At 62.2% G+C, this 23,177-nt stretch carries 19 protein-coding genes and 1 tRNA gene; 7 read left to right on the forward strand and 13 right to left on the reverse strand.

The window, feature by feature from the left end:
* Nucleotides 1-9: 9 nt before the first annotated feature.
* The gene (locus tag LQK84_RS22925; RefSeq protein ID WP_230831123.1) at nt 10-516 is read right to left on the reverse strand and encodes a nuclear transport factor 2 family protein; all 507 of its coding nucleotides are present in this window, start codon (nt 514-516) and stop codon (nt 10-12) included.
* 183 nt (nt 517-699) lie between these two features.
* Here LQK84_RS22925 and LQK84_RS22930 point away from each other — a divergent pair, with 183 nt between their 5' ends.
* From LQK84_RS22930 to leuC, 4 genes are all read left to right on the forward strand, one after another.
* Nucleotides 700-1,500 (forward strand): transporter substrate-binding domain-containing protein, encoded by an 801-nt coding sequence (locus tag LQK84_RS22930; protein ID WP_230831124.1) that lies wholly within the window; start codon nt 700-702, stop codon nt 1,498-1,500.
* A gap of 45 nt (nt 1,501-1,545) precedes the next feature.
* Nucleotides 1,546-2,370 (forward strand): amino acid ABC transporter permease, encoded by an 825-nt coding sequence (locus LQK84_RS22935; protein ID WP_230831125.1) that lies wholly within the window; start codon nt 1,546-1,548, stop codon nt 2,368-2,370.
* A gap of 48 nt (nt 2,371-2,418) precedes the next feature.
* On the forward strand, nt 2,419-2,541 hold the full coding sequence (locus LQK84_RS25170) for a hypothetical protein (RefSeq protein WP_269065458.1): 123 nt from the start codon (nt 2,419-2,421) through the stop codon (nt 2,539-2,541).
* 68 nt (nt 2,542-2,609) lie between these two features.
* Nucleotides 2,610-4,019: a 3-isopropylmalate dehydratase large subunit gene (leuC, locus tag LQK84_RS22940; protein ID WP_230831126.1), complete on the forward strand. Its 1,410-nt coding sequence runs from the start codon at nt 2,610-2,612 to the stop codon at nt 4,017-4,019.
* 253 nt (nt 4,020-4,272) lie between these two features.
* Here leuC and LQK84_RS22945 read toward each other — a convergent pair whose 3' ends face one another.
* The 11 genes from LQK84_RS22945 to LQK84_RS22995 form a co-directional block, all read right to left on the reverse strand.
* Nucleotides 4,273-5,148 carry a hydroxymethylglutaryl-CoA lyase gene (locus LQK84_RS22945; RefSeq protein ID WP_230831127.1) on the reverse strand — a complete coding sequence of 292 codons (876 nt, stop codon included), beginning with the start codon at nt 5,146-5,148 and terminating at the stop codon, nt 4,273-4,275.
* Nucleotides 5,141-7,264 (reverse strand): acetyl/propionyl/methylcrotonyl-CoA carboxylase subunit alpha, encoded by a 2,124-nt coding sequence (locus LQK84_RS22950; protein WP_330166432.1) that lies wholly within the window; start codon nt 7,262-7,264, stop codon nt 5,141-5,143. The genes LQK84_RS22945 and LQK84_RS22950 overlap by 8 nt, the downstream gene beginning before the upstream one ends.
* An 11-nt stretch (nt 7,265-7,275) precedes the next feature.
* A complete protein-coding gene (locus LQK84_RS22955) occupies nt 7,276-8,874 on the reverse strand; it encodes a carboxyl transferase domain-containing protein (RefSeq protein ID WP_230831128.1) in 1,599 nt (532 codons plus the stop codon).
* An 18-nt stretch (nt 8,875-8,892) separates the two neighbouring features.
* Nucleotides 8,893-10,056 carry an isovaleryl-CoA dehydrogenase gene (locus LQK84_RS22960; RefSeq protein WP_230831129.1) on the reverse strand — a complete coding sequence of 388 codons (1,164 nt, stop codon included), beginning with the start codon at nt 10,054-10,056 and terminating at the stop codon, nt 8,893-8,895.
* Nucleotides 10,057-10,129: 73 nt separating this feature from the next.
* Nucleotides 10,130-10,717 carry a TetR/AcrR family transcriptional regulator gene (locus LQK84_RS22965; RefSeq protein ID WP_230831130.1) on the reverse strand — a complete coding sequence of 196 codons (588 nt, stop codon included), beginning with the start codon at nt 10,715-10,717 and terminating at the stop codon, nt 10,130-10,132.
* A gap of 148 nt (nt 10,718-10,865) precedes the next feature.
* Nucleotides 10,866-12,008, reverse strand: a complete 1,143-nt coding sequence (gene dnaJ / locus LQK84_RS22970; protein ID WP_230831131.1) for a molecular chaperone DnaJ — start codon at nt 12,006-12,008, stop codon at nt 10,866-10,868.
* 74 nt (nt 12,009-12,082) lie between these two features.
* On the reverse strand, nt 12,083-13,990 hold the full coding sequence (dnaK, locus tag LQK84_RS22975) for a molecular chaperone DnaK (protein ID WP_230831132.1): 1,908 nt from the start codon (nt 13,988-13,990) through the stop codon (nt 12,083-12,085).
* A gap of 221 nt (nt 13,991-14,211) precedes the next feature.
* Nucleotides 14,212-16,596 (reverse strand): transglycosylase domain-containing protein, encoded by a 2,385-nt coding sequence (locus tag LQK84_RS22980; RefSeq protein ID WP_230831133.1) that lies wholly within the window; start codon nt 16,594-16,596, stop codon nt 14,212-14,214.
* Nucleotides 16,597-16,773: 177 nt separating this feature from the next.
* On the reverse strand, nt 16,774-18,162 hold the full coding sequence (locus LQK84_RS22985; protein WP_230831134.1) for a M20/M25/M40 family metallo-hydrolase: 1,389 nt from the start codon (nt 18,160-18,162) through the stop codon (nt 16,774-16,776).
* Between the two features lie 58 nt (nt 18,163-18,220).
* Complete coding sequence (locus tag LQK84_RS22990; RefSeq protein WP_230831135.1) at nt 18,221-18,709, reverse strand: MarR family winged helix-turn-helix transcriptional regulator; 489 nt, start codon at nt 18,707-18,709, stop codon at nt 18,221-18,223.
* A gap of 559 nt (nt 18,710-19,268) precedes the next feature.
* Nucleotides 19,269-19,844, reverse strand: coding sequence for a transglycosylase SLT domain-containing protein (locus LQK84_RS22995; protein WP_230831136.1), 576 nt, complete (start codon nt 19,842-19,844; stop codon nt 19,269-19,271).
* A 310-nt stretch (nt 19,845-20,154) separates the two neighbouring features.
* On the opposite strand from LQK84_RS22995, the gene LQK84_RS23000 reads away from it, so the two are divergent.
* Complete coding sequence (locus LQK84_RS23000; protein ID WP_230831137.1) at nt 20,155-20,547, forward strand: TIGR02300 family protein; 393 nt, start codon at nt 20,155-20,157, stop codon at nt 20,545-20,547.
* A gap of 174 nt (nt 20,548-20,721) precedes the next feature.
* A tRNA-Ala gene (locus LQK84_RS23005) sits at nt 20,722-20,797 on the forward strand.
* Nucleotides 20,798-21,068: 271 nt separating this feature from the next.
* Here the strand turns inward: LQK84_RS23005 and LQK84_RS23010 are convergent.
* On the reverse strand, nt 21,069-22,280 hold the full coding sequence (locus tag LQK84_RS23010) for a vWA domain-containing protein (RefSeq protein ID WP_230831138.1): 1,212 nt from the start codon (nt 22,278-22,280) through the stop codon (nt 21,069-21,071).
* A gap of 221 nt (nt 22,281-22,501) precedes the next feature.
* Here LQK84_RS23010 and LQK84_RS23015 point away from each other — a divergent pair, with 221 nt between their 5' ends.
* Entirely contained in the window at nt 22,502-23,149 is a 648-nt protein-coding gene (locus LQK84_RS23015; RefSeq protein ID WP_230831139.1) for a trimeric intracellular cation channel family protein, read from the forward strand.
* Nucleotides 23,150-23,177 lie beyond the last annotated feature (28 nt).

Below are 23,177 nucleotides of genomic sequence, written 5' to 3' on the forward strand. Positions count from 1 at the left end.
GACGCTCCCTCACTGCTTGACCGCAGCGTCCCAATGCTCGTCCGCCTTGCCGTCAACGATGCGCCAGGTGTCGTACCACGTCGTCGTATAGGTCTTTGACGGATCCTTCGGGTCCTTTTCGGTGCGCACCGTCGCCACCGTCACCAGATCGCCCTCGGCGCTGACGAAAACCACCGGCGCGCCCATCTTTTCCGGCACCGGCTTCGGCTGAACCTTCACCACCTTGGTGAAGAAGGTCACGACGCTCTCCCGGCCTGACGGCACGTTCGGGTTATGCTGGATATAGCGCTCGGTCAGATACTTGTCGGCCTCACCCCACTGGTTGGCCTCCAGCAGATCCTTGAAGATGTGGTAGACGACCTGCTTGTTGGCGTTGAGCACCGGGTCCTTGGCGGTGAAGAGCGCGTCCTTGTCCTTGGCAGCAACCACGGCCTCCTGCGCGGAGGCACCGTTGACGCCGGCTGTCGCCGCCAGAAGTGCGAGCGCAAGGGTTGCTGCAGCGGTTTTCAGTTTCATGACCGTTCCTTCTCGTGATTGCGGTTCGCTTCGGCAGAGAACTAGGCGTTCTGGCGCGCCGGCGAAAGAAGGCACTTCACAGGCAGATAGGCACCCAAAGGGAACCTTTGGCGTCCGCCTTCTCCTTGCAATGCCTGAAGATTCTGTGACAGTGTGGCCCGCCACAAAAGACAGGAGTTACCCATGATTTCCAGACGCGCAGTGCTCGTGCTTGCCGCCCTTGCCGCAACAGCGCCGCTGGCCGCAAAGGCCGCTGACGCTCTGCCGGACCTGAAGGGTCGCAAGGTGGTCGTCGTGACGGAAAACGCCTACCCGCCGCTGCAGTTTGTCGACCCCAAGTCCGGCAAACAGATCGGCTGGGAATATGACGCGATGAACGAGATCGCCAAGCGCCTCAACTTCAAGGTCGAGTACCAGAACACCAGCTGGGACGCGATGATCCAGTCCGTCTCCGACAAGCAGTACGACATCGGCATGACCGGCATCACCATCAAGGACGAGCGCAAGGAAAAGGTCGATTTCTCCGACCCCTACATGCGCTCCGAACAGTTCATGCTGGTGCGCGGCGACGAGAAGCGCTTCACCGACGCCAAGAGCTTCGCGGCCGACACGAAGCTGCTGGTCGGCGCACAGCCCGGCACGACGCCCTTCTACACCGCCGTCTACAGCGTTCTCGATGGTGACGAGAAGAACCCGCGTATCAAGCTCTTCGAGACCTTCGGCGCCACCGTTCAGGCCCTGAAGGCCGGCGACGTCGACACGGTTCTGACGGACGGCACGGCCGGCAAGGGCTATGTGGACGCCTCCAATGGCGGCCTGAAGCTCGTCGGCGGCCCGCTCGGCACCGAGGATTTCGGCTTCATCTTCCCGAAGGGCTCCGATCTCGTGAAGCCGGTCAATGCGGCCATTGCGGCGCTGAAGGCTGACGGCACGCTCGACGCGCTGAACAAGAAATGGTTCCTCGACTACAAGATGGGTCAGTAAGACCCATGGCGAAGTCACGCGCTTGACCTGGATGTTCACGCCACAATGAACCTCCAGGCTCAAAACAGCTCAGACGGCGAGGCGCAAGGGTTTCCCTGGTGGCTCGCCGTTCTTGCGGTAATCGCGGTTGCGATCGGGATCGCCATTGCGGCCAACAATATCTATGCGCAGGTCTTTGAAACGGTCATCCATGGCCTCTGGGTGACGATTGGCGTGACGCTGACGGCCTTCGTGCTGGCCTCCGCACTCGGGCTTGGCATAGCACTGATGGGCCTTTCAGGCTCCACCTTCGCGCAGCAGACGGCACGCTTCTACACCGAGATCATTCGCGGCGTGCCGATCCTGGTGCTCCTCTTCTACATCGCCTTTGTCGGCGCGCCGGCTCTCACCGAAGCGATCAATTTTCTCGCCACGCCGCTCATCAGGACGGGCGTGATGGAGCCACTTCTGGTGCGCGACATCTCGCTCATGTGGCGGGCGATCCTGGCGCTCACCATCGGCTATTCCGCCTTTATCAGCGAGGTCTTCCGCGCCGGCATCCAGTCGGTCGACAAGGGCCAGATCGAGGCGGCGAAGTCGCTCGGCCTGTCGCGCTTCCAGCGTTTCCGCCTCGTCGTCCTGCCGCAGGCGATCCGCGTCATTCTGCCACCGCTCGGCAACGACTTTGTGGCCATGGTGAAGGACTCCTCGCTCGTCTCGGTGCTCGGCGTGCAGGACATCACCCAGCTCGGCAAGGTCTATGCCTCTGGCTCGTTCCGCTTTTTCGAGACCTATTCGATTGTCGCTTACGTCTATCTGATCCTGACCGTCGGCCTGTCGCTCGGGCTCCGCCGCCTTGAAAAGCGGCTGCGGCGCAACCAGATGCGATGAAGATCAAGAAGATTGCCGAGCTTTCGAAAAATTGATATGAGCCCAGACATGACCATACCGACGGCAAAAAGCGGGATTTTCGAGCATGTCTTCGTGCTTCAGGACAGGAAGCGTCTTCCTGCCCGCTTTTTCGCGGCGATCTCCGGCGCGCTCAACACCCGCCTATCGTGATCCGTCGCGGCCCTTACGGCCGGCCTTGCTATCAAACCAAAATTCTCCAAGATTCGGGATGAAACATCATGAGCGCACCGCGTACACTCTATGACAAGATCTGGGACGATCATCTGGTCAGCCAGGCAGATGACGGCACCTGTCTCCTCTATATCGACCGCCACCTCGTCCACGAAGTGACGAGCCCGCAGGCGTTCGAAGGCCTGCGCATGGCCAACCGCAAGGTCCACGCGCCTGAAAAGACGCTCGCCGTCGTCGACCACAACGTGCCGACCTCGCCCGATCGCCATCTCGGCATCAAGAACGAGGAAAGCCGTATTCAGGTCGAAGCGCTCGCCAAGAACGCTGCCGACTTCAACGTCGAGTACTATTCCGAGAACGACAAGCGTCAGGGCATCGTTCACATCGTCGGCCCCGAACAGGGCTTCACGCTGCCGGGCATGACGATCGTCTGCGGCGACAGCCACACCTCCACGCATGGCGCTTTCGGCGCGCTGGCGCATGGCATCGGCACGTCTGAAGTGGAACATGTTCTGGCGACGCAAACGCTGATCCAGAAGAAGGCCAAGAACATGCTGGTGCGCGTGGACGGCAAGCTGCCGGAAGGCGTCACCGCCAAGGATATCGTGCTGGCCATCATCGGCGAAATCGGCACCGCCGGCGGCACCGGCCACGTCATCGAATTCGCCGGCGAAGCGATCCGCGCGCTTTCGATGGAAGGTCGCATGACAGTCTGCAACATGACGATCGAAGGCGGCGCCCGCGCCGGCCTCATCGCCCCGGACGAAAAGACCTTCGAATATATCAAGGGCAAGCCGCGCGCGCCGAAGGGCGAAGCGCTGGAACAGGCCATCGCATACTGGAAGACGCTGCACACGGACGAAGGCGCGCATTACGACAAGGTCGTCGTTCTCGATGCCGCCGCCCTGCCGCCGATCGTCTCCTGGGGCTCCTCGCCGGAAGACGTTGTTTCCGTCGAAGGCACCGTTCCGAACCCGGACGACATCCATGACGAAAACAAGCGCACCTCGAAGTGGCGCGCGCTGGACTACATGGGCCTGAAGCCCGGCATGAAGATCACCGATATCGCCATCGACCGCGTCTTCATCGGCTCCTGCACCAATGGCCGCATCGAAGACCTGCGCGCTGTTGCCAAGGTCGTCGAAGGCAAGAAGGTTGCCGGCACCGTCAACGCCATGATCGTTCCGGGCTCCGGCCTCGTGAAGGAACAGGCCGAAGCCGAAGGCCTCGACAAGATCTTCAAGGAAGCCGGCTTCGACTGGCGCGAGCCGGGCTGCTCCATGTGCCTTGCCATGAACGACGACCGCCTGAAGCCGGGCGAGCGCTGCGCCTCGACCTCGAACCGCAACTTCGAAGGCCGCCAGGGCTTCAAGGGCCGCACCCACCTCGTGTCGCCCGCCATGGCAGCGGCAGCAGCCATTGCCGGCCACTTCGTCGACATCCGCGACTTCAAGTAAGCCAAGGCTGACGGAAAATTGGAAAGGCGTCCGCTCCGGCGGGCGCCTTTTTTGTTGGGCGCCCGCTTAGCATATAGAAAAGACCCCTCCCAACCCTCCCCACAAGGGGGAGGGCTTAATCCAGCCGCACCCTCATCGCGAAAGATTGCCGGTACAGGCGCGTCTTGCCGTCTCCCCCCTTGTGGGGGAGATGCCGGCAGGCAGAGGGGGTCTTCGCTTCCCCTGCCACAAAAGGGTGAGGGAGCGCAGTCGCCTACCCCGAAACATCACCCCACAGCCGCGCAATCCGCCCCATCATGAACGCCTCTGCGATGGCCAGCTTCTCCCGGTCGATCCCGGTATCGAACCCCTTGGCCTGCAACAGATCGACCAGCGCGCCGGTCGCCACATTGCCCTTCGCGCCCGGCGCATAGGGACATCCGCCAAGCCCGCCGACAGCGCTGTCAAAGGTCCTGAGACCCAGCCCCAGGCTCGCCTCGACATTGGCAAGCGCCCGGTTGCCCGTATCATGATAATGCCCGGCCAGACGCTCCGCCGGCACCGTCTGCAGCACCGCCTCAAGCATCGCCGTGATCGTCTCCGGCACGCCTGCGCCAATCGTATCGCCGAGCGACACTTCGTGGCAGCCCGCAGCCATCAGCCGCTCGGCCACCGCCCGCACGGCCGCCGGCGTAATCGGCCCCTCATAGGGGCAGGCGACCACGCAGGAGACATAGCCGCGCACCGGCAGCCCCGCCGCCTGCGCCGCCTCGAGAACCGGCGCGAAACGCCCGAAGCTCTCCTCGATCGAGCAATTGATATTCTTCTGGCTGAACGTCTCGGAGGCCGAGGCGAAGATCGCGACCTCATCGGCACCGGCGGCCAGAGCCGCCTCGAAACCCTTCATGTTGGGTGTCAGCACGCCATAGGTCACGCCCGGACGCCGCTTGATGCCGGCCATGACCTCCGACGCATCGGCCATTTGCGGCACCCATTTCGGCGACACGAAACTCGTCGCCTCGATCTTGCGGAATCCGGCTTCGGACAGCAGATCGACCAGCGCGATCTTGTCGGCGGTCGGCACGATCTCCTTCTCGTTCTGCAAACCGTCGCGCGGACCGACTTCGTAAATGGTGACGAATTCAGCCATCGGCGGCATCCTTGAGCTTGACGAGAACCGCCCCGCCTTCCGCCTGCCCACCCTCGGCGACGAGCACCGCATCCACCACCGCATCACGCGGCGCCTTCAGCGTATGCTCCATCTTCATCGCCTCCATGACCAGCAACCGGTCCCCGGCCTTGACCACATCGCCAGCCTTGACCTCAACCAGACGCACAACGCCGGTCATCGGCGCAAGAATATCGCCCGACCCGCCATGCGCCGCATTCGCGCCGGAGAGCGGATCGGGATGGAGGAAGACAAAGGTTTCGCCGTTGAGGAGAACGGACACGGACTTGCCGACGCGTGTGGGTGTGATGACCACGCGGGCGGCGAGATGAGCCGAGGTGCCGTCATGTCCGGTGCGGGCGGTGATGATGAGGGCGGTGGCTGTGGCACCCCCCTCTGCCCTGCCGGGCATCTCCCCCTCAAGGGGGGAGATTGGCCGAGCGGCACCCCCTTGCTCCCGCTCTCCCCCCTTGAGGGGGAGATGTCGCGAAGCGACAGAGGGGGGTGCCCCAACCGAAACACCCGAAATCCGAAACTCCGCAGCACCGCCAACCAGCCGATACCCCGCCTCTTCGGATACGACACGCCGCTCGATCTGCTCGCCATCCGCCAGCAAGACAATCCGCCGCGACGCCTCGCCCCAATGCCGGAATCCGGCATGGGAGGCTTGCGGATCAATCTCCAGCGCCGCCAGCGCTGCGACCAGGAGAGCCTCTTCCGAAATCTCCGGCTTACGCAAAAGAGCATCCAGATCGCGCTCGATCAGCCCTGTATCCATGCGCCCGGCGCGGAATGTGGCATCCACGGAGAGTGCCCGCAGAAAATCGCGGTTGGTCGCAAGCCCGGCAATATGCGTTTCGCCAAGCGCCGAACCCAACCGGTCGAGCGCTGCATCGCGCGTTGCCCCATGGGCAATCACCTTCGCAATCATCGGATCGTAGAAGGGCGACACGGCATCGCCGCCGATCACGCCGCCGTCGATGCGAACACCTTCGCCCGCACCAAAACCGAGATGTTCGATGCGGCCCGCCTGCGGCAGGAAGCCGCCCGCCGGGTCTTCCGCATAAAGCCGCGCCTCGACGGCATGGCCATGGATATGGATCTGCTCCTGCGAGACCGGCAAAGCCTCGCCGCTTGCGACACGCAATTGCCACTCGACCAGATCGAAGCCGGTGATCGCCTCCGTCACAGGATGCTCGACCTGAAGCCGCGTGTTCATTTCCATGAACCAGAACCCGTCCGGCCGGAGCGACCCAGACCCATCGGCAATGAACTCGATCGTGCCCGCGCCCCTGTAGTTCACGGCCTCCGCCGCCTTGACGGCAGCACCCGTCATCGCCGCGCGCACCGCCTCGCTCATCCCGGGGGCCGGCGCTTCCTCGATCACCTTCTGGTGCCGACGTTGCAGCGAGCAATCGCGCTCGAAGAGATGGACGATATGGCCATGGGCGTCGCCGAACACCTGCACTTCGATATGGCGCGGCGAGAGGATATATTTCTCGATCAGCACCTTGTCGTCGCCGAAGGAGGACTTGGCCTCGCGCCGGCAGCTTTCCAGCGCGGCTGCGAAATCCTGGCGCTGGTCAACGCGCCGCATCCCCTTGCCGCCACCGCCGGCAGACGCCTTGATGAGCACCGGATAACCGATCCGGTCGGCTTCGCCAGCCAGAAAGCCCGCATCCTGATTGTCGCCGTGATAGCCCGGAACGACAGGAACGCCGGCCTTTTCCATCAGCCGCTTGGCCGCATCTTTCAGCCCCATGGCGCGGATCGAAGCCGCCGACGGGCCGATGAAGACAAGGCCGGCCTTCTCGACAGCATCGACGAAATCCGGGTTTTCCGAGAGGAACCCATAGCCCGGATGAATCGCTTCAGCGCCGGTTGCCAGCGCCGCAGCGATAATCTTTTCGCCGGATAAATAACTTTCCCGCGCTGGCGACGGGCCGATATGCACGGCCTCATCGGCAAGCTTGCGATGCTGCGCCTCGGCATCCGCATCGGAATAGACGGCAACCGTGCGGACGCCAAGGCGTCTGGCGGTCCGGATGATGCGGCAGGCGATTTCGCCGCGATTGGCGATCAGGATCTTCGAAAACACTAGTATTCTCCTTACATCCTGAACAGGCCGAATTTGGTATCTTCCACCGGCGCATTGAGCGCCGCGCGCAGCGACAGCGCCACCACGTCGCGGGTCTTTTCCGGATCGATGATGCCATCATCCCAGAGCCGGGCGGAGGCATAGAGCGGCGCGGACTGCCGCTCGAACTGTTCGAGCGTCGGGCGCTTGAACGCGGCCTCTTCGTCAGCCGACCAGCTGCCGCCCTTCGCCTCGATGCCGGCACGGCGAACACTTGCCAAAACGCCGGCCGCCTGCGGCCCGCCCATGACGGAAATGCGCGCATTGGGCCACATCCAGAGGAAACGCGGTCCGTAAGCGCGACCGCACATTCCGTAATTGCCGGCGCCATAGGAACCGCCGATAATGACCGTGACCTTCGGCACGGCAGCCGTGGAGACCGCCGTCACCAGCTTCGCCCCATCCTTGGCAATGCCGCCGGCCTCATATTTCGAGCCGACCATGAAACCGGTGATGTTTTGCAGGAAGAGCAGCGGGATCTTCCGCTGGCAGCACAATTCGATGAAATGCGCGCCCTTCTGCGAGCTTTCGGAGAAGAGAACACCATTATTGGCGATGATGCCCACCGGCACGCCATCAATATGGGCAAAGCCGGTGACGAGCGTCGTGCCATAGCGCGGCTTGAACTCATCGAAATCGGAGCCATCGACGATGCGGGCGATCACTTCGCGCACATCATAAGGCGTCTTCGCATCCGCCGGCACGAGAGCGGGAATGTCGGACGCCGGATGGAGCGGCGCGCGCGCGGGCAGCACCGCGATATTCGGCTGCGTCGCGGGGCCGAGATGCTTGACGATCTGCCGGGCAAGCGCCAGCGCGTGATCGTCATTGTCAGCGAGATAATCGGCAACGCCGGAAAGCCGCGTATGCGTATCGCCACCGCCGAGCGTTTCCGCATCGATCACCTCACCCGTCGCCTCTTTCACCAGCGGCGGGCCGGCAAGGAAGATGGTGCCCTGCTCCTTCACAATGACCGTCTGGTCGCACATGGCCGGCACATAGGCGCCGCCCGCCGTACACGAGCCCATGACGACCGCGATCTGCGCAATGCCGGCCGCACTCATGCGCGCCTGATTGTAGAAGATGCGGCCGAAATGATCCTTATCCGGAAAAACCTCGTCCTGGTTCGGCAGGTTCGCGCCACCCGAGTCGACGAGATAGAGGCAGGGCAAACGGTTCTCGGCAGCGATCTCCTGCGCGCGCAGATGCTTCTTCACCGTCAGCGGATAGTAAGTCCCGCCTTTCACAGTGGCGTCGTTGCAAACGATCATGCAATCGCGGCCCATGACCTGCCCAATGCCGGCAATAACGCCGCCGGACGGAATCTCGTCCTCATAGAGACCGCTTGCGGCGAAGAGCCCGATTTCCAGAAAGGGCGCGCCGGGATCGATGAGGCCGGCAACGCGATCGCGCGGCAACAGCTTGCCGCGCTTGACATGGCGATCCCGTGCCGCCTGCGGCCCACCGGCCATGATACGCCGGGCCTCGGCCTCGATTGCGTCGCGCTGCGACAGCATCGCCGCGCGATTGGCCTCGGCTTCAGGGGGGAGAGGCGTTCCGATGATCGTCATATCTTGCTCCTTGAAGCCTCAGCGCATCGCGCTCATCAGCTCGCGGCCGATGAGCATGCGGCGGATTTCCGATGTGCCGGCGCCAATTTCCATCAGCTTCGCATCACGGAAGATGCGGCTCACCGCGCTGTCATTGAGGAAACCGGCCCCGCCCATGGCCTGGACGGCCTGATGCGCCACTTGCATGGCCGCCTCCGATGCATAGAGCACGCAGGCCGCCGCATCCTGCCGGGTGATCTGGCCGCGATCGCAGGCAGAGGCTGCGGCATAGACATAGGCGCGCGCCGAGTTCATCGCGGTGTACATGTCGGCGATCTTGCCCTGCATGAGCTGGAAATCGCCGATCGACTGGCCGAACTGCTTGCGCTCGACCATATAGGGCATGACCTCATCCAGGCAGGCCGCCATGATGCCGAGCCCGATGCCGGAAAGCACCACGCGCTCGAAGTCGAGGCCGGACATCAGCACGCGGGCGCCCTTGCCCTCTTCGCCCAGCACATTCTCGAACGGCACTTCGACATTGTCGAAGATCAGTTCGCCCGTGTTGGAACCACGCATGCCGAGCTTGTCGAAATGCACAGAGGTGGAAAATCCCTTCATCGTCTTCTCGATGATCAAGGCCGTGACACCCTTGGAACCGGCCTCCGGGTCCGTCTTGGCGTAAACGACCAGCGTGTCGGCATCCGGTCCGTTGGTGATCCAGTATTTCGAACCGTTCAGCACATAGCGGTCATTGCGCTTTTCCGCGCGCAGCTTCATCGAGATCACGTCGGAGCCGGCACTCGTCTCCGACATGGCAAGCGCACCGATATGTTCGCCGGAAACGAGCTTCGGCAGATACTTGCGCTTCTGCTCGACATTGCCGTTCAGCTTGATCTGGTTGACGCAGAGATTGGAATGCGCGCCATAGGACAGCGATACGGATGCGGACGCACGCGCCACTTCCTCCACCACGATCGTATGGGCCAGATAGCCCATGTCGACCCCGCCGAATTCCTCCGGTACGGTGACGCCAAGAAAGCCGAGCGCACCCATTTCCGGCCAAAGTTCATTCGGGAAAGCATTCGCGCGGTCAATCTCGGCAGCACGCGGCTTCAGCTTTTCCTGCGCCCAGCGATGCGCCACCTCCTGCAACGCATCGATCTCTTCGCCCAGCCCAAACCGCATCGTATGATGGAACATGTCTTCCTCCCTTTGAACCATGTCGCGCCGGACCATGCAGCAGTCCGCGATGGCGACATGCGAAATTCCGGTTTCAAATCACGCTTTTCAGCACCATGTCTTCGTAGATATCTTCGATCTTCTCGCGGCTGAGGCGCCCCCCGGTGCGATACCAGGTGTTGACGCCGGTCAGCATGGCAAGGATCGCCATGGCGGCGACATGCGGCTCCTCAAGCCGGAAATCGCCCGCCTCAGCCCCTTTGGCGAGGATGGATTTCAATTCGTTTTCATAAAGCTTGCGCAGCGCCTCAACGGCCGCAAAGCCTTCGGGCTCCAGCGCGCGCAACTCCATATAGGAGATGAAGACGGCGTCAGCCCGGCTGATATGGTGGCGGATATGGAAGCGGGCAAAGCGCGTGAGCGCCGCACGTGGCGTCTCGCCATCCTGCCACTCCAGAGCATAGGCCGCCAGCAGCTCCTCCATATGCTCCTTCATGAGCGTGACGAGGATCTGCTGCTTGGTGGGGAAATATTGATAGAGCGCGCTCGCCTGAACGCCAACGGCAGACGCAATCTGGCGCATGGAGACGGCATCATAGCCATGCCGCGCGAAGAGCTTCAGGCTCTCCTGCCTGATCACCCGCGCCGTCGTCTCGCCATTCGCACCCGCCTGCCGCGCCATCTTCCCTCTCGAAAGAAATGAACATTCGTTAAATTAATGGCGCGAGTTGGTCGCTGAGTCAAGAGGTGGAAATCTGGCGGGCGCCCGGACAAAAAAACCGCCGGGCTCATCACCCGGCGGTTTGCATATACTGGCCAACAATGCGGCCTTATTCGAAGAATTCCTTCATCCGGGCGAAGAAGCCCGAGGACTCCGGGTTGTTTTCCTTCGACGAGATCTGGTCGAATTCCTGCAGCAGTTCGCGCTGGCGCTTGGTCAGCTTCTGCGGGGTTTCGATCATGATCTGGATGTAGAGATCACCGGTCTGGTTGGACCGCATGATCGGCATGCCCTTGCCCTTGAGGCGGAACTGCTTGCCGGTCTGCGTGCCTTCCGGGATCGTCACCCGCGATTTCGTACCATCGAGCGTCGTCACGTCGAACTTGCCGCCGAGCGCTGCCGTCGTCATCGAGACGGGAACGGAGCAGTAAAGATCCGCGCCCTCGCGCTGGAAGAACTGATGCGGCTTCACCGACATGAAGATATAGAGATCGCCCGCCGGTCCGCCACGCAGGCCAGCCTCGCCCTCGCCCGTCAGGCGAATGCGCGTGCCGTCCTCGATGCCCGCCGGGATGTTGACCGAGAGCGACCGCTCTTCCTGGATCCGGCCATGACCATGGCACTTGGTGCAGGGATCGGTGATCGTCTGGCCACGACCCTGGCAGGTCGGGCAGGTGCGTTCGATCGAGAAGAAGCCTTGCGCCGCGCGCACGCGCCCCGCGCCCTGACAGGTCGGACACGTTGTCGGCTTGGTGCCGGGCTTGGCGCCCGAACCGCTGCAGACATCGCAGGAAATCGTGGTCGGAACCCGGATCTGCGCCGTCTTGCCGGAGTAAGCTTCCTCGAGCGTGATCTCCATATTGTAGCGAAGGTCGGCACCGCGTTCGCGACCGCCGGACGGACGGCGGCCACGGCCACCACCCATCATTTCGCCGAAGATATCCTCGAAAATGTCCGAGAAGCCGCCCTGGCCAAAGCCCTGGCCGCCGCCGCCCCCGAAGGGACCGCCGCCACCCATGCCGCCCTGTTCGAAGGCTGCATGCCCGAAACGATCATAGGCTGCCCGCTTCTGCGGGTCCTTGAGCATTTCATAGGCCTCGTTGATTTCCTTGAACTTCTTCTCGGCTTCCTTGTCATCCGGATTCTTGTCCGGATGATATTTCATTGCCATCTTGCGAAAGGCGCTTTTCAGCTCCTTTTCGTCGGCCGTCTTGGAGACGCCGAGCAATTCGTAAAAATCCGCCTTTGCCATCGTCAGTCAGCTCCGCTTCCCGAGTGTCCGGCCGGGATCAGGTCTTTGTCAGACCCGATCCGGCCGGTTTGGCATCAGGCCGACTTTTTCTTGTCGTCGTCGACTTCTTCATATTCGGCGTCGACAACCTTGTCGTCGGCAGAAGCACCGTGTGCGGCGCCTTCCGAAGCCTGGCTCTGTTCATACATGGCCTGACCGAGCTTCATGGAAACTTCCATGAGCGTCTGCGTGCGGGCCTGCAGTTCAGCCAGATCCGGCTCTGCCTTTTCGACAGCTTCCTTCAGGCTGGCGATGGCGTCGGCAATCGCGGTGCGATCGGCTTCCGTGACCTTGTCGCCATAGTCCTTCAGCGACTTTTCCGAGGAGTGAATCAGGCTTTCGGCCTGGTTCTTGGCTTCCACGGTTTCGCGGCGCTTCTTGTCGGCGTCGGCATTGGCCTCGGCGTCCTTGACCATCTTCTCGATCTCGGCGTCGGAGAGACCCCCGGAAGCCTGGATGCGGATCTGGTGCTCCTTGCCGGTGCCCTTGTCCTTGGCCGAAACCTGCACGATGCCGTTGGCGTCGATGTCGAACGTGACTTCGATCTGCGGCACGCCGCGCGGTGCCGGCGGAATGCCGACGAGGTCGAACTGACCGAGGAGCTTGTTGTCCTGAGCCATTTCGCGCTCGCCCTGCGATACGCGGATCGTCACGGCGTTCTGGTTGTCTTCGGCCGTCGAGAAGGTCTGCGACTTCTTCGTCGGGATCGTCGTGTTGCGGTCGATCAGGCGGGTGAAGACGCCACCGAGCGTTTCGATGCCGAGCGACAGCGGGGTCACGTCGAGCAGCAGAACGTCCTTGACGTCGCCCTGCAGAACGCCGGCCTGGATGGCGGCGCCCATGGCGACAACTTCATCCGGGTTCACGCCCTTGTGCGGCTCCTTGCCGAACAGCTGCTTGACGACTTCCTGAACCTTCGGCATGCGGCTCATGCCGCCGACGAGAACGACTTCATCGATCTCGGCAGCCGTGACGCCGGCATCCTTGAGGGCTGCCTTGCAGGGCGCCACCGTGCGCTGGACGAGATCATCGACAAGAGCTTCGAACTTGGCGCGCGTCAGCTTCAGCGTCAGGTGCTTCGGGCCGGAAGCATCCGCCGTGATGAACGGCAGGTTGATTTCGGTCTGCTGCGAGGACGACAGTTCGATCTTGGCCTTTTCGGCAGCTTCCTTGAGGCGCTGCAGAGCCAGCTTGTCCTTCTTCAGGTCGATGCCGTTGTCCTTCTTGAACTCGTCGGCAAGATATTCGACGAGACGCATGTCGAAGTCTTCACCGCCGAGGAAGGTGTCGCCATTGGTCGACTTCACTTCGAAGACGCCATCGCCGATTTCCAGAACCGAGATATCGAACGTACCGCCGCCAAGGTCGTAGACGGCAATGGTCTTGCCTTCGCGCTTGTCGAGGCCGTAGGCGAGTGCCGCAGCGGTCGGCTCGTTGATGATGCGGAGCACCTCAAGACCGGCGATCTTGCCGGCATCCTTGGTGGCCTGACGCTGGGCGTCGTTGAAGTAGGCCGGAACGGTGATGACGGCCTTTTCGACCTTCTCGCCGAGATAGGCTTCCGCGGTTTCCTTCATCTTCTGAAGAACCATGGCAGAGATCTGCGACGGGGAATAATCCGTGCCGCCAGCCTTCACCCAGGCGTCGCCATTGCTGCCGCGAACGATCTCGTAGGGAACGAGGCCCTTGTCCTTTTCAACCAGCTTGTCGTCGAAACGACGGCCGATCAGGCGCTTGACGGCGAAAAGCGTATTTTCGGGGTTGGTGACAGCCTGACGCTTGGCCGGCTGGCCGACAAGGCGCTCGCCGTCATCGTTGAAGGCAACCATGGAAGGCGTCGTGCGTGCGCCTTCGGCATTCTCGATGACGCGCGCGTCCTTGCCATCCATGACGGAAACGCAGGAGTTCGTGGTTCCGAGGTCGATACCAATTACTTTAGCCATGTTCATTCTCTCCTTGAAGCAAGCTGCCGGGACCCGGTCAGGCATTCCTTGGCAGCCCCTAACGGGATTACACTTGTCTATCGCAGCGGAAGCTACGGTGATGCGGGGTATATAAGGAGCGATTTTTCGCTCTGCAAGGCGGATTTGCCCTGCAAACCTACAGATTTGCGGTGATTTTGCATGCGAGCCTTGTGCAGGGATGGCGCGCGCAAGGCCCCGTTTCAGTTGCCGTTGATGATGTCGAGCAGGGTCTTCGGTCGACCGCCCTGCGGCCGGTTGTTCTGCGCGCCGACATCACCCGGCGGAACGGGTCCTTCCAGCGTGCCGCCGGGAATGTCGCCGGGCGGAACCGGACCTTCCAGAACCGAGCCATCCGGGCGCTGCCGGACATTGGCCTGCGACCTGTCGATGGCGGCAGGCGGCACCGGCGCGGGCGGCGTGTTGGCGACCGGCGGGGGCTGGTTGGCGGGCTGGGCCTGCGCCGGCATCCGGCGCTCAGGCTTCGATGGCGTTCCGTTGAGGAAATCCGAGATGATGTCGGTCAGCGTCCGGCCACGTTCCGGCACGTCGCGCGAGGCCATCGGAATATTCGACTTCGGCGGCTGCGACGGCGCGATGGGACCACCCAAGGTGCCGAAGAGCGGCCCCGGCGTCTTGCCCTTCTCGGCCAGCACCATGAACTGATGCCAGCTTTCGGCCGGAAGTCCACCGCCGGTCACCTTCTTCATCGGCGTGCCGTCGTCATTGCCGAACCACACGCCGGTCGTCATGTCCGAGGTGAAGCCCACAAACAGCGCGTCGCGCGAGGACTGCGTCGTCCCGGTCTTGCCGGCCACTTCCCAGCCGGACAGCCGTGCTGCTCGACCCGTGCCCTCGTTGGCGACGCGCATCAGCATGCCGTTCATCATCGCGACGATATTCGGCTCCAGAACGCGCGGCGGGGCGTCATAGGTGTTCTCGTAGAGCACCTTGCCCTTGGCCGTGGTGATCCGGCGCACGACATGCGGCGTCGCCTTGTAGCCGCCATTCATGAACGGAGCGTAGGAGGCCGTCAGGTCCATCAGCGTCACTTCGGACGTGCCGAGCGCGATGGAGGCATTCGGCTGCAGATCAGCCTCGATGCCCATGCGATGGGCAACCTTGATGACCTGCTGCGGGCCGGCCTCCATGACGAGCTGCGCGGCGATCGTGTTCAGCGAATGCGCCAGCGCATAGGAGAGCGTGACCGGGCCGTTATATTTCTTCTCGTAGTTTTCCGGCGTCCAGTCGCCGATGCGCACCGGCGCGTCGTTGCGTACCGAATCCGGCGTCGCGCCCTGTTCGAGCGCTGCGGCATAGACGAAGGGCTTGAAGGCGGAGCCCGGCTGACGCAGCGCCTTGTAGGCGCGGTCATACTGGCTCTCGGCATAATCCTTTCCGCCGACCAGCGCCCGGATCGCCCCGGTTCCGTCAATGGCTACCAGCGCACCCTGGCTGACATTCAGCCGCTTGCCTTCCTTGGTGATGGCATTGCGGATGACGTCGCCCGCTTCGGTTTCCAGCGCCGGATCGATGGTCGTGTCGACGATCAGGTCTTCCTTCACGTCGCCGACCATGTCGTGCAGCTTGTCCATCACCATATCGGCGACATATTGCCCGGCACTCGAAAGATACGGCCGCGCCGGGTCCGGTGTCTGGGCAAGCGCGCTCTGGACCTGCTTTTCGTTGATATAGCCGGCGTCCCGCATCGCGCCGAGCACGACTTCGGCACGCGCCTTGGCAGCTGCCGGGTCCTTCGCAGGCGAAAGCCGCGAGGGCGCTTTCAGCAACCCGGCAATGGTTGCCGCTTCCATCAGGTTCAGGTCGCGCGCCGATTTATTGTAATACCGCCGCGCCGCCGCCTCCACGCCATAGGCATTCGCGCCGAAATAGACGCGATTGAGATACATGGCGAGGATTTCGTCCTTGGTGAACTTGTGCTCCAGCCAGATGGCGAGCAGCACTTCCTGCACCTTGCGCTCCATGGTGCGCTCGGGCGTCAGGAAGAGGTTCTTGGCAAGCTGCTGCGTCAGCGTCGAGCCGCCCTGCACGGTATGGCCGCTGACGAGGTTGGTCACCACGGCGCGCGCCAGACCGATGGGGTCGAAGCCGAAATGGTAGTAGAAGCGCCGGTCTTCGATCGAGATCACGGCCTGCGGCAGATAGGGCGACATGCTGTCGAGGCTGAGCGCCTCGCCGCCGGTCGAGCCGCGATTGGCGATGATCGACCCATCGGCGGCCACGATCTTGATATTCGGCGGCCGGTCGGGAATAGCCCAGGAAGTGGCATTCGGCATCTGCGCGCCGAAATAGAGGAAGAGGCCGGCAATGGCGATCGCGCCCCAGATGGCCAGCACGATGCCCCAGTAGATCAGCGACCGGATGAGCCCGAACAGCCCGCCACTGGAACGCTTGCGCGACCGCTTGGCCGAAGCTTTCGATCCGCCCTCCCCGCGCCTTGAACCGCCACTGCGAGAATTGCTGCGCGAACCGCGCGACGGGCCACCGACGCGATCGCTCTCGCTCGCGTTCAATCCACCGTCGAACGAAGGTTCGATGCGCCTGTCATTCTCGTCGTGTCTTGCCATTCCGCCGGGTTATGTCCTTGAGGGGCCTAAAGGGACCTGTGTCGCCCTGAACTCTAAATGTGGCGGTTTAAGGGGGCGTTAAACATTCCGGCGCGACGCCGCAATCTGCAACGAAAAGGGCCGGCCCGAGGCCAGCCCCTGTCGAAAACACGTCTCAAACGGCGAAACTTGCGGGTTTCAGGCCGCAAGCGCATCCATGATGCGGATCCAGGAGCGGATGCCCTTGCGATAGGATTCGAGATTGTACTTCTCGTTCGGCGAGTGGATGCGGTCGTCCGCCAGCGCAAAGCCTGCGAGCAGCGACTGCATGCCCAGCATGGACTGGAAATCGCCGACGATCGGGATCGACCCGCCCATGCCGATCATCAGCGCCGGCTTCGGCCATTCCTGCGACAGCGCCTCGCGCGCCTTGTTGAGCAGCGGCGAATCGTAAGGCAGCTGGATCGCCGGTGAACCGCCATGCTCGTGGAACTCGACCGAGCAATCGGCCGGGACGCGCGACTTCACATAGGCGCGGAAGCTCTCGCGGATCTTTGCAGGCACCTGCTTGCCGACGAGGCGGAACGAAACCTTCGCCGAGGCCTGCGCCGCAATCACCGTCTTGAAGCCGCCACCGGTATAGCCGCCGATGATCCCGTTGACTTCCGCCGTCGGCCGCGCCCAGGTGAGCTCCAGGATCGAGCGACCCTTTTCGCCCGACGGGATCGAGAGACCGATCGCACCGAGGAAATCCTCGCCCGTGCGGCCAAGCTCGTCCCACTTCGCCTTGATGTCGTCCGGCGTTTCCTCAACACCGTCATAGAAGCCCGGCAGCGTCACGGCGCCGGTCTCGTCATGCAGGCCGGCCAGAATGTCCGAAAGAATGTGGATCGGGTTGGCAGCAGCGCCACCGTAATAGCCCGAATGCAGATCGCGGCTGGCTGCCTTGACGACGATTTCCTCGCCGACGAGACCGCGAAGGCCGGCAGAGATGGCCGGTGTCTCGGCGTCCCACATGGACGTATCGCAGACAAGCGCGAAATCCGCCTTCAGCTCGGCCTTGTTGGCTTCGAGGAAGGGTTTCAGCGACGGGGAACCGGATTCTTCCTCGCCTTCGAACAGGATGGTCACCCGGACAGGCAGCGCACCGTTGATGTCCTTGTAGGCGCGCACGGCCTCCACGAAGGTGAGCAGCTGGCCCTTGTCGTCGGACGTGCCGCGACCGGTGATGATCTTGCGGCCCGAGGCGTCTTCCTTGATCGAGGGCTCGAACGGATCTGTCTCCCAGAGCTCGATCGGATCAACCGGCTGAACGTCATAGTGACCATAGAAGAGCACATGCGGGCTGTCGGCCTTGGCGCCGGCATGATGCGCCACGACCATCGGATGGCCGGCCGTATCGCGCACCGAGGCTTCGAAACCGAGACCGGTCAGCACCGAGACGAGATAGTCCGCGGCCTTGCGGCATTCGTCCTTGAAGGCGGGATCGGTCGAGATCGACTTGATGCGGACGAGTTCGAAAAGCCGCTCGAGGCTTGAGGGCAGGTTTTCATCCGCGCGGGACAGCACGTTGTCGATTTGAGCCATGATGGATATCCGAAGTTATTGGGCAGGTGAGTTGGACGCGACCTTAGCCGACAATGGCTCAGACAGGAATCTGTTTTCTTTCCGAAATCGGACCGGGCAGCGTCTGCGGGTCTTCCTCCAGCTTGCGGGCGTTTTCGACCAGCCAGCGCATGTATTCCAGCACAAGCTCCCGCTCGAAACGCCGGAAACCGGAAAACATCGCATCCTCGGCCGCCCGCGCCGCCTGCTCCGCCTCCTCCTGCATCGCCCTGGCACGATCGGTCAGGAACAGCAATTGCGCCCGCTTGTCGCTCGGGTGCGGCCGCCGCTCGACCAGCCCGTCGCGCTCCATGCGGGTCAGCGTGTTGGCCATGGTCGCCTGTTCGATGTCGAGCCGGTCGACGAGCTGGCGCTGTGTCAGCCCATCCTCCGCCCACAGGGCAACGAGGATCGGATACTGGCCGGGAGAAAAGCCAAGGCTCGCCGCCCGCTCCTGAAACGACCGGGCAAAGCCGCGCGCCAGCAGGCTCGAAAGATAGGTCGCGGAACTGGTGAGGTCGAAGGCCATGCCCGAATTGATAGACGAGGCAGCGATTCGCGGCAATCAGAACCAAAGCAGGCTATGCAACTTGAGGGGCGGCTAAATCATGCGGGGAAGCCTGAAAACGCAAAAGCCGCCATGGCCTGGAGGGGGACGCCATGGCGGCTTGCGATTTGGGGACAAAGACCCGGAGAGGGGGGATGAGGTCTTTGTCCACGTCTGACAAAGGCGGGGGACAGGCCGTTTGTCAGACAGCGGCGTGATCAATCGCCGACAGGTCCAAAATGGCCGTCAGAATGTGGCTTTTCAAGGTCGCGGGGATTACAAATTGGTAATCCGGAGGTGACCGGAAGGTGCCCTGCCCCCTGCGCCGTGCAACTCACAAGCCATTGATCATGAAAAGAAATTGGCCGCAACGGAGGGGGCTTTTCCGTTGCGGCCGGGTATGTGGCGCGGCTTCATGGGGCGATGACGCCGCGATTGGCGCGAACAATTAAGGGGGACGGTTTCGCGCCGTATGGGCCGCAGGCGGCGGCCTCTGAAAATGAAGGTGCTGCCCGAAAATGGCGATTTGATGATCCCGTTTTCAGTTCGGGCAGGTTCTCAGCTGTGCCGCATAGCGATAGGCGATCTTGGTGAAGCGCTGCGCGCCATTGAGCGCCTCGGCATTGCCGACATAGCTCTGCCGCGCATAGCCCTGCTGCCCGGAATGATAGGCGAGATAGAGATTGTAGGGATCGTTGAGTGCGATCCTGTTCGTCTCGTAGCTCTTGCGGTGGAACCAGCCGGCAAAGTCGACCGCATCGGCAAAGCTGGTGCGCCGCGCCGTCAGGCGGCCGGTTTCGGCCACGTAATGCGACCAGGTGCCGTCGAGCGCCTGCGAATAGCCATAGGCGGTCGACGGGCGCGACCACGGAATGAAGCCGAGCAGCTTCCTGCGCGGCGGGCGGGCGGTGGAGCGGAAACCGGATTCGGTGTAGATCGTGGCAAGCAGGATCGGCGCCGGGACACCCCAGCGGGCCTCCGCCTTTCTGGTCGCATCGCGCCAGTTGTTGAAGAAGCCGTCGTTCTCGTCAAAGAGCGCGCAGGCATTCGTCGTATGCCGCGGCACGCTCGCGCAGCCTGCCAGAACCAGCAGACATGCCAGAAACACCCAACGCATCGTCACTACTCCATACAAACATGCCGACGACACACGGGACGGAAACAACCCGCAACGGCATGGACTGAACGCCTGGTCCGCCACGAAAGACGCATGGCGGCGATCGGACCTCAGACCATTTATAAATCGTGAAGATTAACGTTCGGTTTTTAGGCAATTCGCACTTCTCGCGAGGTGCGCAGGTTTGGCCTCGCAAGATTGGCTTTGACAGGCGGCGGCAAGATGAGTAAGGGACCGGCTTGATTTTATTTCGTCTCAACCGCCAGTCTGGCATGACCGGACACGAGATGGCGAAACACGAGGTTTAACCGTGGCGAAAGCAGAACTTGGCACGAAACGTGTCGACCCGGATACGGGCCGCAAATTCTATGACCTGAACCGCGACCCGATCGTCTCGCCCTACACGGGCAAGTCCTATCCGCTCTCCTTCTTCGAAGAGACGAAGGTCAGCGCGCTGATGGAAAAGGAAGAAGAGGAAGACGTCGCAGAGGTCGATACCGAGAACACGGAAATCGAGCTCGTCTCTCTCGAGGACGCCGATGACGAAGCAGCAGGCGCGACCGAAGACCTGCCGGATCTGGGCGACGACGACGTCGAACTCGACGACGATGACGACGACACCTTCCTCGAAGCCGATGAAGATGACGAAGACGACGACATGTCGGGCATCATCAGCGTCAACAGCGACGAAGACGAAGTCTGATTTGCAAGAATTTCGCCCCGCAGGACGCTGATGTTCGCGGGGCGGAGACAAGGCCAGAAGAAAAAATTCCGGCCTTTCGAATTTGGGGCTTGCCAACGCGAATTTGCAGCGTTATCAAGCCGCCACCTTCCGGGACCCCAATCCCGGGCTCGCAGCCGAAAGGCTCGCAAGGATGGGGCTATAGCTCAGCTGGGAGAGCGCTTGCATGGCATGCAAGAGGTCAGCGGTTCGATCCCGCTTAGCTCCACCAAACCTTCTCCGGACCATGAACACGATATTGACCGCGCAACGTGTCAGGCGTGTTAAATGAGCGCGCTGCGCACGCTCACTCCACAGCGACAACTGACAAAAGGTCGACGGCCACCATCGATGCCGCCACAAGCGCCAGGATGCCGTAGGTCGTCCATTTCACGAAAGTCTTGTTCACGCCGTCTCTCCATGCGGGTTTCCGATGGAGGGTAAACTGGTGGCGTCATGTGGGGATTTCAAGACGGAACGCGCCGCCAATCGATGCCTTCGGATCAGTTGGTCATGCGCGTCGTCTGATTCGCCACCTTGCCGCCGATATCGCTGAAGGCCCTGATGAGGCTGGGCATATCGGACGCCTTGTAGGCGTTCGAGGCATCGCCTGAGCAGGACTTCAGCAACGCCTCTCCGTTCGGCGGCGCCATGTAGGCGACCGTGAAGATGATGACGCCTGCGCTACGCGCGGCGGTGCAGGTCGCCAGCGTTTTGCTGTCGAGTGCAGGATTCCAGTTGCCGCTGTTGCCGGTGTTTTCGCCGTCCGTCATGAGAACGATGAACTTCTTGAACTGCTTGTTGCCCTTGGAGGTCTGCGTGCTCGCCTCTGTCGCGGCGTTCAGCGCGGAGTTGGCCGTGCTCATGCCGCCGGTCATGTCGGTGCCGCCGGTCGGATTGGCCGGCAGTGCTGTCACATAGTCGCGAGAAGACTTCGTGCCCCAGGCCAGGTTGGAAGGCGTCTGCGTCTGGTCATTGAACGAGACGACGCCGGTGCGGACGAGAGAATTGGTCGTATCGACCGACTCGATCGAGTCCATCTGATCGAACAGGGCTGCCGCCGCCGTCTTCAGCGACGACATCTTGTTGATGTAGCAAGGCTTGCCGTAGGACTGGTAGGGCCAGTTGTCTTCGAAATACTGCCAGCAGCCATTGGGCTGGCTTGTATCCTGGGTGTTGGTCGGCCATGACATGGAACCCGACCGGTCGACCACCAGATAAAGCGACAGCGCTGTCGCCGTCTGCGCCTGGCTCGTCGCCGTGCTGCTTCCACCCACCGTGCGGTTGCCGGCGGAATGAAACGCGGAGAAGGCCAGCATCTGCGACGTGAACTTGCCGGTCACCTTGACGGTGTAGTCCTTCTTGTTGCCACTGCCCTGGCTCGTGACCGTAGCAACCAGCGAAGCCTTCAGTTCCTTCACCTGCGCATCCGAAAGCGTCGACGAAATCTGGCCGGAGGCAATGCGCATGGCGAAATTCTGCGCCTGCGACGTCGTGATGTCGCCATTGGTCAGCGCCGAGGCTGTCGCAAGCGATGCTGCGTCCAGCGACTCGGAAAGCTTCGACTTGTCCGAAAGAAGCTTGGAGATATCGAGGCTGACGGCAACAGCCCCCAGAATCACGGGTATCAGAATCGCGGAAAGGATCCCGAAATTGCCTTGCTTGTTGCCCGCCAAACGGCCGGCCATCGACTTCAAAGAGCCATGAATGCGCATGACGAGTTCAACTTCCGTGCTGACAGATGGCTTTTTATAGATGTGAGGGGATTAACATCCTCCTTCCACGATCCGAAAAATTTGAATGATGGTCCGATTTTCGACAAAACTCGGATTCGGCTTAAACGTTTATCAACGAAGTCTGAAATAGCCCGGCTCAAGCCTCACGGAAGCTCAGACACCTATGTTGCAGACAGACGGGCCGCAGCTGGGAGGGCTTCATGGGTTTCGCCGATATCCTGAACTATGCGGGCATCGCCGTTTTCGCGGCGACCGGCGCCCTGTCGGCATCGCGAAAGCAGATGGACATCATCGGCTTCCTGTTTCTGGCTATTGTCACGGCGGTCGGCGGCGGAACGCTCAGGGACCTGATCCTCGGCAACGTGCCGGTCTTCTGGGTCGTCAATCCGATCTACATCATGGTCTGCACGGGCGTCGCCGTGCTGCTGTTCTTTACCGCGCATCTGCTGGAATCGCGCTATGTCTGGCTGCTCTGGCTCGACGCGATCGGACTGGCGGCCTATTGCGTGATCGGCGCGCAGAAGGGACTGGAAGCGTCAGGCTCGCCGACCGTCGCCATCGTCACCGGCGTGCTCACCGCCGCCTTCGGCGGCATCCTGCGCGACCTGCTGACGGGAGAACCCTCCGTCCTCCTCCGGCCCGAGATCTATGTGACGGCAGCCCTTGCCGGCGCCGGCGCCTATACGGCCCTTGTCCAGCTTGATCTGTCGCATGCGCTGTCGGCGGCCATCGCCGCGCTGGTCGCCTTCATCATCCGTGGCGGCGCGCTGAAATTCGGCTGGCGCCTTACCGGCTACCGCCAGCGACCCGGGCGCCATCCGGACGAAATTCCGTCCATGCGCCGATAAGTCCGGCCACGGCTATTGAGCCTTGCTA

This window comes from Rhizobium sp. C4, assembly GCF_021026315.1.
Lineage (GTDB): Bacteria > Pseudomonadota > Alphaproteobacteria > Rhizobiales > Rhizobiaceae > Ensifer_A.

What these genes read in the sequence shown, in the direction of transcription:
- leuC (WP_230831126.1), top strand. Translation starts at nt 2,610, where the DNA reads ATGAGCGCACCGCGTACACTCTATGACAAGATCTGGGACGATCATCTG.
- LQK84_RS22945 (WP_230831127.1), bottom strand. Translation starts at nt 5,148, where the DNA reads ATGGCTGAATTCGTCACCATTTACGAAGTCGGTCCGCGCGACGGTTTG.
- LQK84_RS23010 (WP_230831138.1), bottom strand. Translation starts at nt 22,280, where the DNA reads ATGCGCATTCATGGCTCTTTGAAGTCGATGGCCGGCCGTTTGGCGGGC.
- LQK84_RS23015 (WP_230831139.1), top strand. Translation starts at nt 22,502, where the DNA reads ATGGGTTTCGCCGATATCCTGAACTATGCGGGCATCGCCGTTTTCGCG.
- LQK84_RS22990 (WP_230831135.1), bottom strand. Translation starts at nt 18,709, where the DNA reads ATGGCCTTCGACCTCACCAGTTCCGCGACCTATCTTTCGAGCCTGCTG.
- LQK84_RS22955 (WP_230831128.1), bottom strand. Translation starts at nt 8,874, where the DNA reads ATGACGATCATCGGAACGCCTCTCCCCCCTGAAGCCGAGGCCAATCGC.
- LQK84_RS22925 (WP_230831123.1), bottom strand. Translation starts at nt 516, where the DNA reads ATGAAACTGAAAACCGCTGCAGCAACCCTTGCGCTCGCACTTCTGGCG.
- dnaJ (WP_230831131.1), bottom strand. Translation starts at nt 12,008, where the DNA reads ATGGCAAAGGCGGATTTTTACGAATTGCTCGGCGTCTCCAAGACGGCC.
- LQK84_RS22965 (WP_230831130.1), bottom strand. Translation starts at nt 10,717, where the DNA reads ATGGCGCGGCAGGCGGGTGCGAATGGCGAGACGACGGCGCGGGTGATC.
- LQK84_RS25170 (WP_269065458.1), top strand. Translation starts at nt 2,419, where the DNA reads ATGACCATACCGACGGCAAAAAGCGGGATTTTCGAGCATGTCTTCGTG.
- LQK84_RS22985 (WP_230831134.1), bottom strand. Translation starts at nt 18,162, where the DNA reads ATGGCTCAAATCGACAACGTGCTGTCCCGCGCGGATGAAAACCTGCCC.
- dnaK (WP_230831132.1), bottom strand. Translation starts at nt 13,990, where the DNA reads ATGGCTAAAGTAATTGGTATCGACCTCGGAACCACGAACTCCTGCGTT.
- LQK84_RS22995 (WP_230831136.1), bottom strand. Translation starts at nt 19,844, where the DNA reads ATGCGTTGGGTGTTTCTGGCATGTCTGCTGGTTCTGGCAGGCTGCGCG.
- LQK84_RS22980 (WP_230831133.1), bottom strand. Translation starts at nt 16,596, where the DNA reads ATGGCAAGACACGACGAGAATGACAGGCGCATCGAACCTTCGTTCGAC.
- LQK84_RS22935 (WP_230831125.1), top strand. Translation starts at nt 1,546, where the DNA reads ATGAACCTCCAGGCTCAAAACAGCTCAGACGGCGAGGCGCAAGGGTTT.
- LQK84_RS22930 (WP_230831124.1), top strand. Translation starts at nt 700, where the DNA reads ATGATTTCCAGACGCGCAGTGCTCGTGCTTGCCGCCCTTGCCGCAACA.
- LQK84_RS22960 (WP_230831129.1), bottom strand. Translation starts at nt 10,056, where the DNA reads ATGTTCCATCATACGATGCGGTTTGGGCTGGGCGAAGAGATCGATGCG.